This is a genomic window from Wolinella succinogenes DSM 1740, from assembly GCF_000196135.1.
Taxonomy (GTDB): Bacteria; Campylobacterota; Campylobacteria; order Campylobacterales; family Helicobacteraceae; genus Wolinella; species Wolinella succinogenes.
This window is the reverse complement of sequence record NC_005090.1, coordinates 235,595-251,551: the sequence shown is the minus strand read 5'-3', so window position 1 is coordinate 251,551 and position 15,957 is coordinate 235,595. Positions and strand designations below refer to the sequence as shown.

The following is a 15,957-nucleotide window of genomic DNA, read 5'->3' as shown; positions in this document are numbered from 1 at the left end:
TCTTTTATTCCTGCAATTTTTTATATTCTTCATAGACCTCATCCACGCCGATGGCCTCCATGCATTTTTGATAGGCACATCGCTTGCCCACACAAGGCTCACAACATCGATCCACCTTGATATATCGATGCAAGCTTTGATCATAATCGGGAAGTGAATTTTTTGGGTTCGCCACCGCAAAAAGTGAAATTGTCTTTACCCTCAAAGCCACCGCTATGTGAAGGGGTCCTGTATCGGGCGTGAAGAGTAGCCCAAGCTCTCCAATAAGGGCTGCAGCTGCCCCAAGGCTCAATCTTCCCGCGGATATAAACACTCTATCTTGGGGCAAGGCTTGAGCCACCAAAGAGATCTCTTCTAGCTCATTTTTGCTCCCCACAAAAACAATCACCACCTCTTCATCTCGCTCGATGATTCTTTTAGCAAGCTCAATCCATCGCTCCACAAACCACTGTCGACTTCGGTTGGAAGCACCCATTTGAATGCCAATAAGCTTTTTTTGACCAAAAGGTCTCAGGATCTCTTTTGCCTCTGTCGTCCACTCCTCTTTTAAAAAAAGCTCTAGCCTTGTATTGGAGCTCTCTATGCCAATATATTTAAGGGTTAAAAGTCGAGTCAAAACAGCATATTGATCTTCTATAGGTGAAGCGGGAGGGTTATGGTGAAAGCGTTGCCAGGGATTTTTATGATTAGGAATCTTGATGATTTTGGAGATTCCTAAAAGAAGGCAAAGAGGCGTGATCTGAGGATCGTTAGAATGTCCAAGCAATGCCACATCAAACCCTCTCCTCCAAAGCTTCCACCACGCCCCCAAAAAACCCCTCCATCTGCCCCCATAGAGCTCAATCTTGTCAAGGTAGGGATTGGTCTCAAAAAGCATGGCATTGACGGGATTTAAAAGAGCTGTAATGTGAGCCTTTGGGAGTGCAAGGCGTGTCTCTCTAAAAAGCGGAGTGGAGAGGATAGTATCGCCCAACGCGGTATTGGAGACGATAAGAATCTTTTGAGGAGTGATAATCTCTCTATACAGCCCCTCCGTCTTTCTCACCATCGCCTCCACGCTAAACTCCTCTTCCACGAGCACTCGCCCTTTGGCTCCCCTCTCTTTTCGCTTGGAAGTATCATTGATAAGCGCTTGAAGATTCTTAACCAAAGAGTCCGAATCGCCCGCCTCAAAGAGTTGTCCATTTTCGCGAACACACTCAGGAATCCCCCCTACATTGCTTCCAAGCACCGCCACGCCACACGCGCTTGCCTCCAAGATAGCCGTGCCTAGCGCCTCCATGGAGGAGGATAGGACAAAAATATCCAAATCGGGCATGATTTTCGCCACATCTTCTCGATGCCCGAGCATCACGACTCTCTCTTGAAGATTGAGTTGCTCTACTATAAGCGCAATATTTTCACGCTGGGGGCCATCTCCGATGATAACCAGCCTAGCCGTAGAAGAGGAGAGTTTGGCAAAGGCCTCCAAAAGCAGTTTGTGCCCTTTTGCCCCTCGCAAAACAGCGACAATCCCCACAAGAATCTCCTCTTCCCTAAGCCCAAGCTCTCTCCTTAAAATGCCCTCTCTATGGGGAGCGTACTTGCTCACATCCACACCCGTATGAATCGTGCAAAGTCGCCCTTTTTGGACTCCCCTCTTTGCCAAATCTTCTTTGACAAAGTCGCTCACGCAGACCACTTTATCATGGAGATTATAGGAGAGCGGAGAGGAGATGGGGGTTTGGAGATGTCTTGTGCGAATCGCCTTCACCCCAGCAAGCCTAGCCGCGATGACTCCTAGCCAAGCATCCTTACCAGAGTGGGTTGAGACAATATCAATCCTCTCTTTTTTGATAATCTTGTAGAGTTGCCAAATCGCCTTGAGGCTATAGCTCTTTCTCATCTCCACGGGGAAAAACTCCGCTCTTATCTCTTGGCGTCTTTTATAGAGCTCTGAATCCTTGGGGGTGGCCACATAGACCCTAAATCGAGTCGGATCAAGGTGATTGATGAGTCTTGCGGTTCGATTCTCTTGACCGCCCCAGCCGAGCGAGGATTCGGTCTCTAAAATCTTGATCATTGCCGACTCCTAAAATCCAATGCCAACATCACGCCGCTTAAAATATAAAAAAGCCTCGCCTCGCTATCGGCAAAAAAATCTCCAAAAAAGATAGAGACCGCCAACCCCACGCTCCCCAAAAAGAAAAATCCCCCCACCCAGCGATAGCTCGAGTTAGAGTGTGCCAGAAGAAGCGAGCGCCTCCACAAGAATCCAAACCAAGCCACCATCCAAAAAAGCCCCAAGATTCCAAGCTGATAGGCCATGCTCAAAAAGGCATTATGGGGAAAAAGGTAGGTTATATAGGGAATATTCTGCGTAGTGTGACTCCACTCCTTGGCGATGGTTCTTTTATAGAGATCTCTCCCATACCCTCTAGGGGTCAAGGGGTCATCTCCAAGGGCCAAGACGATGGACTTCCACATGGCCAATCGCGAAGCAATGGCATGATCAATCCCCTCTTTTTCTAGATCTTTCATCTGTGCGGGTGAAAGTTCAAAGAGATGGTGAATCTCCTCGCTTTGGGCTGCAAGATTGTATCGATGCCCCAGTCTTTCTCCATGGTGATAGAGGAGAGAGAGCGAGACCAAAACCAAAACCACCCCCGCTCCTAGGGCGAGATAACGCTTGCTTCTCTCCTTAAAGAGCCACAGCAGACTCGCTCCCATAATGATTGCCCCTAAAAGCGTGGCTCGGGTATTATTGGCCACAATCGCCACTAAAGCAACCAAGACCAACCCTCCCCCTAAGATTTTAAGAATCTTAGAATCACCCAAAACCCCTAGTGCAAGAGAGAGTCCCAAAAAGAAAAGCACCCACACTCCAAATTTTTCGCCCCCTCCGCTGTCTAACAGCCCACCCGCTCGATAAGGAAAACCTCCATGCTCCACCCATATTCCAAGGTGAATGGCCATATGCAAGACCAAAATCCCCGCTAAAGCCAGTAGCCAATAGCGAAGAGAGGATTCTTTAAGCCCTACGACCATCCAAAAGCTCGCCACTAAGAGGAAAAAATTTTGGAGGAGTTCACTCCTAATCTCTCTAAAACTCTTGGCTACATCGATGCTAAAGAGAAGCGAAAAAAGCGCTAAAGCCAAATAGATCGACAAAAAAATCCCCACAGGATAGAGAAAACGCCAGCCCTCTTGGGTGATTCTCTTAGAATAAAATAGCAGCCACCCTGCGATCGAGCCATATAGAGCTATATTGACGACCGCATTCACATGAGCCACCCCAAGCGCAAAAACTCCTACTAAAAAGAGAAAGGCTGGAATCGCCTCCATTCTTTCTGCAACTCTCACCCCTCCAGCTCCTCTCTCTTTTCTTCGAGCTCCACATAGAGCTCTAGCTTCTCTTCGCTCTCCCTCTTGAGTCGCTCATACTCCATCGCCACCTCAGCCAGATCGGTAATTCCATACTGATTTGGATGATAAAGCCTCTCTTCCATCTCTTTGATCTTCCCCTCTAGCGCCTCAATCTCACTAGGCAACAGCTCCAAGAGTCGCTGCTCTTTGTAGCTCAATTTCGTGGCTTTCTTGGTCACTTTAGAGGATGATTCTTTGGATGATTCGACCCTCTGGCTACTCTCTTCAAGCTGAGCATACTCTTTGAGCTCTCGCTCAATTTCAAGATACTCACTATAAGAGAGGTGGCTCTCTTCAATCACCCCATCCCCTTTAAAGACCAACATCTTCTGCGCGATCTTATCGACAAAGTAGCGATCATGGCTCACAAAAAGGAGTGCGCCTTCAAAGCTGAGCAGATAATCTTCTAAAATATTAATCGTAGGAATATCCAAATCATTGGTCGGCTCATCTAAGATCAGGCAGTCATACTCTTTGGTGAAAAGAAGGGCTAGCGCGACTCGATTCTTCTCGCCCCCGCTCAACACCCCAATCTTTTTGTCCAAAAACTCCTTGGGGAAAAGGAAATTCTTCAGATAGCCATAGACATGGATGCTCTTGCCCTTCACATCGACCCTATCCCCTCCAAAAGGACAAAAAGTTTCGATGAGATTTTTGGAATCATCCAACATCACGCGGTGTTGATCAAAGTAACCGATTCTCAAATCCCCGCGCTTGATCACTCCACCATTGGGTTTTAACTCACCCAGAAGCGCCTTTAAGAGGGTGCTTTTACCGCTCCCGTTTTTACCCACGATCGCGATCTTATCCTTTTGAAGAATCCTCGTGCCAAACCCCTCCACGAGGGTTTTTCCCCCAAGTTCTAGGCGAAGATTCTCCACTTCAAAAAGCATCTTACGACGATTCACTCCCTCTTGACGATTAAAATGTTTCTTCTCTCGCTCCAGCTCCAGCTTCATTTTGCGAATCACGCCCGGATTCTTCTTTGCCTCCTCACGCATGGCGAGCACCCGCTGCTTGCGCCCCTCGTTGCGCTTAAGCCTTGCTTTCACCCCGCGCCTTAGCCACTCCTCTTCACTCTTTAATATCTTCAGAAGCACCTCATGCCCCTTGGCCATCGCTAAAAGGAGCTCCTCCTTCTGTCGTAGATAGTCGCCATATCCTCCCTCAAAGGAGCGCAAACGCCCCTCTTCGATCTCTATGGTTCGAGTGGCAATATGGTCGATAAAATAGCGGTCATGCGAGATAAAAAGCAGCGTGAAGTTCTCTTTAGTGAGAAGCTCTTCTAAAAACTCCACCATCTGCACATCAAGATGGTTGGTTGGCTCATCCAAAAGAAGTAGATCAGGTTTTTGGAGCAGAAGTCCTGCCAGTGCGACCCGCTTTTGCTCTCCTCCGCTTAGAAGATTGACGAATCGATGCTCAAACTCTTTGAGTTCAAACTCCACCAAAACCCGCTCTAGCTTTCCATCCAAATCCCATGCACCATGATGCTCAAGTAGGCTTGAAAGCTCGCTATGACGGGCCAAAAGCTCCTTATTTTCAAAATCTTTCGCTAAGGCTTCGCTGATTCTGTCCCACTCTTTTTTAGCCTCTTTGAGCTCTTTGAGCTCCTCTTCAATCGCCTCTCTTACCCTCATCCCCTCAGGAAAAAAGGGTTTTTGCGGGAGCATCTTGATCTCTATTCCCAAGGAGGCGAGCCGCTCCCCTTCATCCACCTCCAGCTCTCCTGCCACGATTTTTAGGAGCGTGCTTTTGCCGCTTCCATTTTTTCCCACGATGGCGATTCTTTCATTTGGATTGAGATGAAGGGAGACTTGCGTCAAAATGGGGGAGTAGTCATACTGTTTGGATATCTCTTGGAGGCTCACTAACGCCATGGACTTCCTATTCTGCATTGATCAAGGTTTTATCAAAAATTATAGCCAAACGCTCTATCATAACGGCTGAATTTAGGAGAGTTGGAGCCTTCATGAGAATCAAAACTCTAGCGTTTGCTGGAGATCTCTATCCCGCCACTTGCGCTCAAATGCGCCTATTACTGGGGAAATTTGAGACCTTTTTAAAAGAGAATATCCTTGAGCCCTCTTTATTAGAGAAAAGAGCGCAAGTGATCATCGTCCCTTATGGTTCCTATGAGGAGATGGGATGGGTCTCCTTTTTTGCCCATCGTCTACTTGGCGCCAATCCCCTCATAGAGCGCCTTCTCCTCCTCTCTCCCTGGGAGGGAGAAGAGGAGAGATGGGGATGGCGTTGCGAGGTCGATTCTTATGCCTTGCTCTCTAGAGAGCTCCCTGCGCTAAAGCACTCTGGCCTTCCTGAAGCGCTTCGCACCCTGCCTCTCTTGCCTCTAGAGACCCCCACCCCCAAAAGCGAAGTGCACCTGCCCCTTCTTAGTTACCACTTCAAAGGGAAAACTCCCTCGCTCTTAGAACTTTTCTATGCTCCCTCGCGGCTTTTAGAGTGGAGCACGCTCCTTGGGGAGATTTCTCTTGATCCTCATACAGGAATCATCCTCGTTGCCAATCTAGAGTCCAACTCCCTCACCCCTCTCTCCTCTTGGCTTGCCTCACTGGGCGAGCCCCTGCTATTTCCCCATCAAGGGAACTACTCCCTTGCCTATCCACTCCAAGCACAAAGGAATCTCTCATGAAATTTGGCAAAATCGACTATATTAATCTTCTTCCCTTTCATGTCTTCATCAAGCGCTACCCCACTCCCGCCCATTTTAAAAAATTCATTGAGCTCAAAAAGAGCTATCCCGCCAAACTCAACCAAGAGTTTCTCCATCGGCGCATTGACGCGGGATTTATCTCTAGCATCGCGGGTCGCTCCAAGCCCTGCCCCAATGTCGGAATCATCGCTAGAAAACGCGTTCTAAGTGTCATCGCGATTCCCTCCAAAGAGGGGAGTGACTATCAGTCCGCCACCAGCAACGCCCTCCTTGAAGTCCTCTCCCTTCAAGGGCAAGTACTCATCGGGGATAGAGCCCTCCACTACTTTCTTGCCCACCCCCATGAGTGCGTCGATATGGGTGAACTGTGGGTGAAGCGACACCATCTCCCCTTTGTCTTTGCCAAGTTTTGCTACAACCGCCATGGCGCTTTCTACACAAAAATCGCTCGTCGCTTCATCCAGCAAAAAATTTTCATCCCGCGCTATATCCTCGCCCAATACGAGAAAAAGAGTGCGATCAAGGCCGAGGCGATTCTTGCCTATCTTCGTCACATCTCTTACAAAATAGATACAAAAGCACAAAAGGGGATGAAGAAGTTTTATCGGAAGCTGGACGAAAAGAGAATCAAGGCTCCCCAAAGATTCTAGGAATCACTCTAGCGCGTGATGCGATCCATCCATCGCGCCGACCACCCCAAAAGCACCAAGCCATAAAAAGCCTTTTTGGCCTCGTAATAGTCAATGTAGCCCTCAAAAAGAGGGTGTGCTAGCGCCATAAGAAGTAGTGCCATGCCTAAGAGCACCATATTGAATATCTCATAAAAGCCAAAGTAGTGGCGCTTCTTGTAGAAAAGAATCGCTAAAAGCACCAAACCCAAGCCCAAAAGGGCTAGTTCGTTATACTCCCACCAGCTCTCTTTAAAAAGAGGCTGAATGCTCATCCCAAAGAGGGTGCCAATCGAGAGATTGATCGAGGGGCGTAGCGAGTGAAAATAGTGTCCCAAAAGGTCGTTTCGATCAAATTCCATCTCATTGATCCAGATGAGTAGAGGCAAAAAGACAAACGAAAAGAAAAAGAGCCAATCCAAGGCTCTCTCTCCCCAATAGGAGCCAAACCATCTCGCCAGCGACTGCCTTATGTAGTAGAGCCAATCCATGATTCCCGCGACACTCTCTCGTTCAATAGAGCCATTTCCCATCTTGACGCTAAGCCCAAGAAGAAGCGTCCCAAAAAAGAGAAATAGCATCCCCGTCATTGAGATTTTATATCGCAAAGAGAGGCGAGGGCGAGCCCTAGGACGGAAGAGAAAAAAGAGGGTAGAGAAGAATCCCACCGTCATGAAAAGATTGAGTAAAACCGCATAAAGCCCCCGCTCTTTAGCCACAAGCGCAAAGAGCTGGGAGAAGTTTTTAGCGTATTGGGAGAGCCCCACCACGAGCAGCGTGAAAATCGCCAACAGAAAAAAGAGGGAAGAAAAAAGGACTTCAGTGGTCTCAACTCGCTCCACGCACGCTCCTTGGGGTTAAAAATTTTTCTCAAAATAGCCATCAACTCCATCAGCGATTCCTTGGGCGAGAAGCTTTTGATAGCTGCTTTGAGCAAGCCTCTTGCCCTCAGTGGGATGGGTGATGTAGCCAAGCTCTAGCAAAACAGAGGGCATGAGTGCGCCTGCCAAGACCCAAAAAGGCCCCTCACGCACTCCACCATCAGTGATCCCCTCAAACTTCTCCCGCGCTTGACGCAACATCCCAAACTGTATGTCAATCGCCAACTTATTGGAGGCGATCATGCGCTGGGAGTTGATCGTGTTGAGGAAAGATTGCTTGGAGAAGTAGTTCATCGTCTCAATATCATCTTTGTTCTCAAGGGCAGCGACATTTTTCGCCCGCTCACTTCGAGCATTGGAGAGGAAATAGGTCTCAATCCCATGCATTTTAGAGGCTTTATCCTTGGGAACAGCGTTCGCGTGAATCGAGATGAAGAGATCGGCTTCCTTGTCATTGGCAAATTTGGTTCGATCCCTTAGGTTGATAAAAACATCTTTGGAGCGCGTCATAAAGACCTTGTAGCCGCGTGTGGTTAGCTCTTGAGAGAGATATTTGGCGACACTTAGCACCACCTCTTTCTCGCATACCCCATCCACCCCTTGCGCCCCACAATCCTTGCCTCCATGACCAGGATCTAGGACGATTCGTTTGCCTGCTCCTTGAATGGAGGGTCTCTTTGTGCTCGTAGCGGTCGGTTTTGGAGAGTTTGCGGACGCTGCGCTAGGAGTTTTGGTTTCAGAGGTGATTCCCTCAAAGAGGGAAAGCACGCTAATATTAGAACCTGCCCCCTCCAAGGAGATGAGCGCCTCATCCCCCTCGATTCGCAATTGGCTTTTAATCTCACTTGGAGAATCGAGCACAATTCTCACCTTGGTCGCTTCATTCTGGGCGATTCGTAGCTTCACCCCTTCGCCCAAAGAGAGATTCTTGGGAATTCCCACCCCTAGAATCGCCGAAGCATCATAGACATCTCGAAATCCGTTCTTGTCGTTGATCTGAAAATTCCTAAAGAGACTGGAGGCGATGGGACGGTCAAAGCGAATTTTGAGATGGCTTGCGCTCGGGGTAGAGAGATCGATAATCTTGGGCACTTCTGCCAAGAGGGACGACCCCAAAAAGAGGAGCCCCCCCAGAAGAAGCCGAAAAATTTTAGCCCTGCACCAATTCATCCATGAGTTCTTTCACGCTGACGATCTTATCAATCTTATAACCATTGGAGCCCGTAAAATAGAGCCCCTCCTGGGCACTCCCAAGATAACCATCGCCTAGGCGATCAGCGATACAGTAGCCCACGGCTTTCGCCTCTTCCCCCCTTTTGCATGGAGCGACACAGTTGCTGATGCAGCGCACCTTGGGGGCATTGCCCTCTTGCAGGCGATCCATGATTCCTGTCATGACCGCTCTAGCGGGATAGCCCACGGGGGATTTGACGAGTTTAATATCCTCTTCCCTGACTTTGAGCATCAATTCAGGATAGCGTTTCGCATCGCACTCGTGCGTCCCAAGGAATCGCGTCCCCATCTGCACTCCAGCGGCTCCAAGCGCCATGAATCGATCGATATCTTTTCGATCCCAAATTCCCCCTGCGGCCAAAAGTGGCATGCTGCCCCAATTCTTTGCCTCTTCAACCACCTCAGGCAAGACGCGCTCTAGCTGATATTCTGGCTTAAAACAATCCTCATAGGGGACTCCTTGGTGCCCTCCACTCAAGGGCCCCTCCACCACCACGGCATCAGGCATTCGCTTGTATCTCCCCTCCCAACGCTTACAGAGAATCCGAAGCGCTTTGGCCGAGGAGACGATAGGCACAAGCGCGACATCGGGAAAATTAGAGGTGAATTCTGGCATATTCGTGGGAAGCCCCGCGCCCGTGACGATCATATTGGCTCCCGCTTCGCACGCATCCCTCACCACGCGGCCATAATCATTGATCGCATAAAGGACATTGGCCGCCAAGGGGGCATTTCCACAAATTTCTCTAGCCTTCCTGAATATCTCATGAAGGGCTTGCTTGGAGTAGAAGTTCGCTACCTCAAGCGGTCTTGAAGCCACCAGCTTCTCTACAAATTCAAAAGCGCGATAATACCCCGTTCCCACGGTGCTTACGATTCCCAGTCCCCCCTCTTTAGAGACATTTCCCGCGAGATTATCCCAGCTAATTCCCACACCCATGCCCCCTTGGACAATAGGGAATGGAATCGTGTATTTTCCGATCTTGAGTGAGGGTAGTGTCGTGTGGCGCTCTTTCATGTTCCTCCGTTATTTGACAATCAGTCTCAAAAATTTCCGCTTGCCCACCTGAATGATGTGCTCCCCATGGCCTAATTGCTGGTTGATATCCTCCACTTTGGTTTGATTGATCTTGACTGATCCCGCTTGAATATCGCGTCTAGCCTGCGAGGTCGAAGGGGAAATTCCCCCCTCCACCATCGCTTTGCAGATCCAAATCTCCCCCGTGACACCCAGTTCAGGCATCTCACTAGGAATCTCATCCCGAGCAAAAACCTTATCAAACTCCTCTTTGGCTTGGAGGGCGTCTTGTTCTGAATGATACCTTGTTGTGATCTCTAGTGCCAAATCTTCTTTGGCTTTTTTGGGGTGGTAGTTACCGCTCTTTACATCTTCTTGGAGTTTATGGATCTCATCAAGGCTTTTGGCGCTCAAAAGCTCATAATATCTCCACATCAACTCATCTGAGACACTGAGCACCTTGGCATACATCGTGTTGGGCTCTTCGGTCACCCCGATATAGTTACCAAGGCTCTTGCTCATCTTCTGCACGCCATCTAGTCCCTCCAGGATAGGCACCATGAGAACCGACTGCTCTTTTTTGAGTCCATAACTTCTCTGAAGATGGCGCCCCATAAGAAGGTTGAACTTCTGATCCGTCCCCCCAAACTCTACATCCGATTCGAGCGCCACGCTATCATACCCCTGCAAAAGCGGATAGATAAATTCCACGAGGCTAATGGGAGTCTGGCTCTTGTAGCGCTTCTCAAAATCATCGCGCTCCAACATTCTGGCCACAGAAAATTTCGCGGTGAGCTCAATCATTCCTGCTGTTCCAAGCTTCTCTAGCCACTCTGAGTTAAAGCGAATCACGGTCTTTTGAGGATCAAGAATCTTAAAAACCTGATCCTGATAGCTCTGGGCATTTTGAAGCACCTGCTCTCGCGTGAGCGGCTTTCGCGTCTCGCTCTTGCCCGTAGGATCGCCGATCATCGCGGTGTAGTCACCAATGAGAAAAGTGACAATCGCTCCATGCTTTTGAAAAGTCGCCATCTTTTGGATGAGCACCGTATGCCCTAGGTGAAGGTCAGGAGCCGTGGGGTCAAATCCCGCCTTGATAGAGAAGGTCTCGCCGCTCTTATAGTAGCGCTCAACAAGGCTTTGAATGTATTCAATTCCAATGATCTCATTCACTCCTCTAGCAATCTCTCGCATCGCCTCCTGCACTCTTACCTCTATGCCCTCTTGCATGAATGGCTCTCCTTTCCTAGTTGCTTCCATAAGCATCTTTTTGACTGTAAAGGTCAATGATTCTAAAGCGTTGCGCCAAGATATTACGCAGAAGCTTGGCGTCTTTGATGTGGCTCTCGATCTGCACCTCGCAATGGGAGGCGTAGCTGTTTTTCTGGCTTCCCAAATCGACACCCAGCACATTGATGTCGTTTTTAGCCAAAAACTGCAAAAAGTTGGCTAAAACCCCTTTTTGATTCTCTAGCGCCACAATCACCTTGTAGGAGGCCATTTTGTCCTTGACCCACTCCACATAGAGCATCTTGGCTCCCTTCTCGATCTCGCCATAGGCACGATCGCAGAGCTTGTGATGGACAAACGCCTTAGAGCCGCTTTTGAGTGCCACAATCTCATCTCCATACTTGGGATGACAACAGTAGTCAAAGAGCGCTTCGTTGATATTGTAGTTGGAATGGATAACAAGATTGTCAAAGATAAACTCTTTGAGTTTGAGAATCTTGATCTTGATTCGAGTTAAAAGGCTTGCATCTTTTCGAATGCTGTTGTTGATACGATTCTTGATCTCTTTGAGGTAGCTTAGGTCTTTGCACGCCTTGTGAATAGAGCTCTCTAGATGAGTGTTGGAGACGAACGCCGCGATCTCTTCGGGAAGCTTGCCAAAAATTGTGGCAACAATGTTAATCGCGCTCCGTTTTTCGATCTCTTTGAGCTTGATGGCGCAATTGACACGAATCTGATTCTTGGCCCTTGAGGTCTTCACGGCATCCACCCAAGAGGCGCGCACAATAGGCTCCTTGGAGGTGATGATTCGCACAATGTCACCACTTTTGAGCACGGTTAGAAGGGAGACTTTTTGATTGTTGACATAGGCCTCTTTGGCGCAATTCCCCACCTCGGTGTGCACCGCATAGGCAAAGTCAAGCGCTACCGCACCTGAGGGGAGTGTGTAGGTGTCCCCATCAGGAGAAAAGACGGTGATATCTTCGCGATAGAGATCATTTTTCACCAGCTCATAGAACTCTTCAATGGTGTTGTTTTGGAACTGCAGATCACTCAGCCAACCTAGTGAAGGAGTGATTCCTCCTGTTTTGTATTTCCAGTGCGCTGCCACGCCATATTCAGCGCTCTTGTGCATGTCTTCGGTGCGAACCTGCACCTCAAAAATCGAGGAATCATCAAAGAGCGTGGTGTGAATCGTCTGATAACCATTCTCTTTGGGCAGGGCGACATAATCCTTGAATCGAGAGACGATAGGCTTGAACTCTAGGTGCAAAATCCCCAGCGCCTTGTAGCAATCCAAAGGCTCTTTCACAATGATACGAATCGCCAAAAGATCCAAAACCTCTTCGATAGAGATTCCCTTGCGTTGCATCTTTAAGTAGATAGAGTAGTGGCGCTTGATACGACTAGTGATGACAAAGTCGCTATCAGGCATCCCTTTGCTCATGAGCAGATGTTTGACTTTATCGATAAAAGTGTGAAGTTTGAGCTGAATGGCTTGACGATTCTGGTGGAAGTAGTCATCAATCTTTTTGTACTCTTCGGGGAAGATGTAGTTGAAGCTCCGATCCTCTAGCTCGTTTTTCATGGAGGAAATTCCCAAACGGTGCGCGATGGGAGCGTAGACCACGAGCGTCTCTTCGGAGATTCGGATGCGCTTTTTTTCGGGAAGTGCATCAAGCGTGAGCATGTTATGGAGGCGATCGCAGAGCTTGATCACTAAGGCTCGAATATCCTTGATGGAGGCAATTAGCATCTTGCGGAAGCTAAGAGCCGCAGCGACTAGTTTTTGGTTGGAGGCCGCAGGAGGAAGCTCCTCCTCTCGAATCTCAACTATCTTAGTGAGTCCATCCACGAGCGAGGCAACATCTTCACCAAAAATACGGCTCACATCCTCGGTGCTAAAGTTGGTATCCTCAACCACATCATGGAGCAATGAGGCACAAATCATCGCCTCATCACCCCCATAGTAGGCAACGATGCAGGAGACCAAAAGAGGGTGAACCACATAAGGATCGCCACTCTTTCGCTTCTGCCCCTCGTGAGCCTCTATGGCAAAATCAATCGCCCTTTGAACAGGGGGAGTGACCTCAATGAGCGAAAAGAGAAGCTCTTTGGCCTTGGCGGTGGAGCTGATCTTTGAGACTCTAGAAAAAAATTCCAAGGCGCCGCCCTATGTTTAAAAAAGAGGCTTAGAGCTGATCGATCTGGCTAAGCGCAATCTTGCCCTCGGCCACTTCGGTCATTGCAATATCAGTGAGTTTGTGTTTTTTCACGTCCATATTCACCAAAGGCTTAGCACCCTTGCTGAGCTCATCAATGCGAGCAAACAAAATATTAGCGAGGAGATAGCGATCATTATTGACTCGATTGAGTGCCTTGAAGGCGATTTCTTCCATTCTTTGCATAGATTTTTCCTTAGGGTTTTAAAGAGTTTAGAACGTTATTGACGCTGTCCTACAACAGAGCAGAGCCCATTGTCGCCTTGGATGATTTTAAGCAGATTTCCTGGTTTGAACATGTTGCAGACCACGATAGGGAGGCGATTGTCTTTAGCGAGCGCAATGGCGGTGTCATCCATCACCTTGATGCGATCATCAAGCGCCTCTTCATAGCTCAGCGTGTCAAGTTTTTTAGCATCGGAGAATTTGTTGGGATCCTTGTCGTAAACTCCGTCCACTTTAGTGGCCTTAATGATCATATTAGCCCCAATCTCAATAGCTCGGAGCGTAGCGGCGGTGTCGGTGGTGAAGAAGGGATTCCCTGTGCCCGCTCCAAAAATAACCACTCGACCCTTCTCTAGGTGACGAATCGCGCGGCGATAGATGTAGCTCTCACAGATCTCTTTAAGCTCAATAGCACTTTGGACGCGAACATCCAGCCCCGCGTGCTCCAAGGCCTCCTGCATCGCCACTGCATTAATCACCGTCGCTAGCATTCCCATGTAATCCGCACTGGTGCGTCGAATCACTCCATCTTGAGCGGCGCTCACACCTCGGATGATATTGCCTCCTCCGATGACAATTCCCACTTCAATCTTATTTTCTACCAATGATCGTATTTCACTGGCAATAAATCCTAGAATCTTGGTGTCGATTCCAAAGCCATTTTCGCCCGCTAGCGCTTCGCCTGAGAATTTGACTAGCACTCTGCTTCTTTTGCTTTGCACAAATATACCTTTGTTGAATTTCAGCTCTTGGCGTAGATTTTGCGATTCTACACCAAAGATACTTTAGAAAAAAGAAATTCTTAAGGGCACTCCTAAAAAAGCCACACAGAATCTCTTTTGATTCATCAAAGGCCTGCTTGTTTAAGCTCCTCTTTGAGCACTCGCTTCAAAACCTTGCCCGTAGCGTTTTTGGGAAGCTCATCACGCACATAGAGATGCTTGGGAATCTTGAAGTTCGCCAAATGTTTCTTGAGATAGCCTTTAATCTCACTCTCGCTATGAGGCTTGGCTCCCTCTTCATACTCCAAAAAGGCGACAGGAATCTCATCTAGACTCTCATCCTGCCATCCCACGACCGCGCAACTCTTCACGGTAGGAAAGCCTGACAAAATCGCCTCTTCAATCTCTCGAGGGTAGATATTGATTCCTTTAGAGATAATCAAATCCTTCTTACGATCTAGGATGTAGATATAACCCTCTTCATCCATCTTCCCAATATCACCCGTGAGCAGCCAGCCATTGACGATCGTGTTTTGGGTGGCTTCGGGGTGGTTGAGATAGCCCTTCATCACGCATCCTCCCCTCACGATGATCTCACCTCGTTCGCCTACAGGGAGCTCCATGAGCTCATCATCCACGATTTTCACCTCATATCCTGGCACCGCAGGCCCCACAGACGAGACCTTTTGTCTCTCCAAGGGGTTGGCTGCCACCACAGGAGAGCACTCGCTAAGCCCATACCCCTCTAGCATCACCGCGCGCTTAAACTTCTCTTTGTAGCGCGCCAAAGTCGATTCGCTGAGTGCTGAGGCGCCAGAGACAAAGATTCTCACGGAATTAAACCACAAAAAATACCAAGGGAGCTTGGCGCGAATGAGCGCATTATAGACATCAGGCACCCCCAAAAAGATGGTGACACGCTTAAGGAGCACCTGCTTTAAGATATTACTAAAGGGGAGGATGGATTTGATCACCACTAACGAACAGGAGCGATAAAAAGGAAGTAGAATCGTCGCTGTGAGCGTGAAGGCGTGAAACATCGGCAAATAGACGATGAAGCGATCCTTGGCGTGAATCTTGAATCGCTCCGTCACCGCGGCAAGATTGGAGAAGAAATTATCATGCGTCAGCATCGCTCCTTTGGGGAATCCTGTCGTGCCCGAGGTGTAGATGATCACCGCCACTTCACCCGATCCCTTGGCCCACTCCTTTGGAAGATTCTTTGCCTCCACCATCTCCTCGTAACGAAGATTCCTTGCATCGCACTTCACTTCAGCGTCGTGCCATATCACCTTTTTAAGTCCTGTGGTGTAGAGAAGATTCTTCGCCTCCTTCTCAAACTTTCCACTAATAAAAGCTAGCATCGCGCCACTATCTTTGAGGATATATTCCATCTCGTCGCTTTTGAGCATGGTGTTCACGGGCACAGCGATCGCCCCTAAACGAAGTACTCCAAAGAGGGTGGCGATATACTCCCAAGAGTTAGAGAGGATGAGAGCGACTCGATCGCCCGCCTTGATTCCCTCTTTTTGCAAAAAAGAGGCCACTTTATCACTCTCACGCAGAAGCTCCTTATAGTTGAGCTGGAGCTTATCCACAAAGAGCGCCGTTTTACGAGGATGTTCTTGGGCGTTTTGCCACAAGAGGGTGTAGAGATTGCCTCTCATCGTGGACTCCTT

General features: G+C 48.6%; 13 protein-coding genes. 2 read left to right on the top strand and 11 right to left on the bottom strand.

Annotated features, from left to right (window positions below):
* Positions 1-4: 4 nt before the first annotated feature.
* From WS_RS10525 to abc-f, 3 genes are read right to left on the bottom strand one after another with little or no spacing between them, the layout of a single operon-like run.
* On the bottom strand, positions 5-2,062 hold the full coding sequence (locus tag WS_RS10525; RefSeq protein WP_011138206.1) for a glycosyltransferase: 2,058 nt from the start codon (positions 2,060-2,062) through the stop codon (positions 5-7).
* Positions 2,059-3,342 carry an O-antigen ligase family protein gene (locus tag WS_RS01230; protein WP_011138205.1) on the bottom strand — a complete coding sequence of 428 codons (1,284 nt, stop codon included), beginning with the start codon at positions 3,340-3,342 and terminating at the stop codon, positions 2,059-2,061. Before WS_RS01230 ends, WS_RS10525 begins: the two co-directional genes overlap by 4 nt.
* A complete protein-coding gene (gene abc-f / locus WS_RS01225) occupies positions 3,339-5,285 on the bottom strand; it encodes a ribosomal protection-like ABC-F family protein (protein ID WP_011138204.1) in 1,947 nt (648 codons plus the stop codon). The genes WS_RS01230 and abc-f overlap by 4 nt, the downstream gene beginning before the upstream one ends.
* A 92-nt stretch (positions 5,286-5,377) precedes the next feature.
* Between abc-f and WS_RS01220 the strand changes: the two genes are divergently transcribed.
* Together WS_RS01220 and WS_RS01215 are read left to right on the top strand one after the other, a co-directional pair.
* Complete coding sequence (locus tag WS_RS01220; protein WP_041571679.1) at positions 5,378-6,058, top strand: hypothetical protein; 681 nt, start codon at positions 5,378-5,380, stop codon at positions 6,056-6,058.
* Positions 6,055-6,729: an MqnA/MqnD/SBP family protein gene (locus WS_RS01215; protein ID WP_011138202.1), complete on the top strand. Its 675-nt coding sequence runs from the start codon at positions 6,055-6,057 to the stop codon at positions 6,727-6,729. Before WS_RS01220 ends, WS_RS01215 begins: the two co-directional genes overlap by 4 nt.
* A gap of 8 nt (positions 6,730-6,737) precedes the next feature.
* Here the strand turns inward: WS_RS01215 and WS_RS01210 are convergent, their stop codons facing one another.
* From WS_RS01210 to WS_RS01175, 8 genes are all read right to left on the bottom strand, one after another.
* Positions 6,738-7,589, bottom strand: a complete 852-nt coding sequence (locus WS_RS01210; protein ID WP_011138200.1) for a hypothetical protein — start codon at positions 7,587-7,589, stop codon at positions 6,738-6,740.
* A gap of 15 nt (positions 7,590-7,604) precedes the next feature.
* A complete protein-coding gene (locus WS_RS01205; protein WP_011138199.1) occupies positions 7,605-8,798 on the bottom strand; it encodes an N-acetylmuramoyl-L-alanine amidase family protein in 1,194 nt (397 codons plus the stop codon).
* Complete coding sequence (locus tag WS_RS01200; RefSeq protein ID WP_011138198.1) at positions 8,779-9,879, bottom strand: nitronate monooxygenase; 1,101 nt, start codon at positions 9,877-9,879, stop codon at positions 8,779-8,781. Before WS_RS01200 ends, WS_RS01205 begins: the two co-directional genes overlap by 20 nt.
* Before the next feature lie 9 nt (positions 9,880-9,888).
* On the bottom strand, positions 9,889-11,109 hold the full coding sequence (tyrS, locus tag WS_RS01195) for a tyrosine--tRNA ligase (RefSeq protein WP_011138197.1): 1,221 nt from the start codon (positions 11,107-11,109) through the stop codon (positions 9,889-9,891).
* A gap of 16 nt (positions 11,110-11,125) precedes the next feature.
* The gene (locus tag WS_RS01190; RefSeq protein ID WP_011138196.1) at positions 11,126-13,273 is read right to left on the bottom strand and encodes a RelA/SpoT family protein; all 2,148 of its coding nucleotides are present in this window, start codon (positions 13,271-13,273) and stop codon (positions 11,126-11,128) included.
* A 28-nt stretch (positions 13,274-13,301) separates the two neighbouring features.
* Positions 13,302-13,517: a DNA-directed RNA polymerase subunit omega gene (locus WS_RS01185; protein ID WP_011138195.1), complete on the bottom strand. Its 216-nt coding sequence runs from the start codon at positions 13,515-13,517 to the stop codon at positions 13,302-13,304.
* A gap of 35 nt (positions 13,518-13,552) precedes the next feature.
* On the bottom strand, positions 13,553-14,278 hold the full coding sequence (pyrH, locus tag WS_RS01180) for a UMP kinase (protein ID WP_011138194.1): 726 nt from the start codon (positions 14,276-14,278) through the stop codon (positions 13,553-13,555).
* A gap of 125 nt (positions 14,279-14,403) precedes the next feature.
* On the bottom strand, positions 14,404-15,945 hold the full coding sequence (locus tag WS_RS01175) for a fatty acid--CoA ligase (protein WP_011138193.1): 1,542 nt from the start codon (positions 15,943-15,945) through the stop codon (positions 14,404-14,406).
* Positions 15,946-15,957: the final 12 nt, after the last annotated feature.

Excerpts from the sequence above, each read along its gene's own strand:
- abc-f (WP_011138204.1), bottom strand. The coding sequence starts at position 5,285 with ATGGCGTTAGTGAGCCTCCAAGAGATATCCAAACAGTATGACTACTCC.
- WS_RS01215 (WP_011138202.1), top strand. The coding sequence starts at position 6,055 with ATGAAATTTGGCAAAATCGACTATATTAATCTTCTTCCCTTTCATGTC.
- WS_RS01200 (WP_011138198.1), bottom strand. The coding sequence starts at position 9,879 with ATGAAAGAGCGCCACACGACACTACCCTCACTCAAGATCGGAAAATAC.
- tyrS (WP_011138197.1), bottom strand. The coding sequence starts at position 11,109 with ATGCAAGAGGGCATAGAGGTAAGAGTGCAGGAGGCGATGCGAGAGATT.
- WS_RS01185 (WP_011138195.1), bottom strand. The coding sequence starts at position 13,517 with ATGCAAAGAATGGAAGAAATCGCCTTCAAGGCACTCAATCGAGTCAAT.
- WS_RS01205 (WP_011138199.1), bottom strand. The coding sequence starts at position 8,798 with ATGAATTGGTGCAGGGCTAAAATTTTTCGGCTTCTTCTGGGGGGGCTC.
- WS_RS10525 (WP_011138206.1), bottom strand. The coding sequence starts at position 2,062 with ATGATCAAGATTTTAGAGACCGAATCCTCGCTCGGCTGGGGCGGTCAA.
- WS_RS01175 (WP_011138193.1), bottom strand. The coding sequence starts at position 15,945 with ATGAGAGGCAATCTCTACACCCTCTTGTGGCAAAACGCCCAAGAACAT.
- WS_RS01220 (WP_041571679.1), top strand. The coding sequence starts at position 5,378 with ATGAGAATCAAAACTCTAGCGTTTGCTGGAGATCTCTATCCCGCCACT.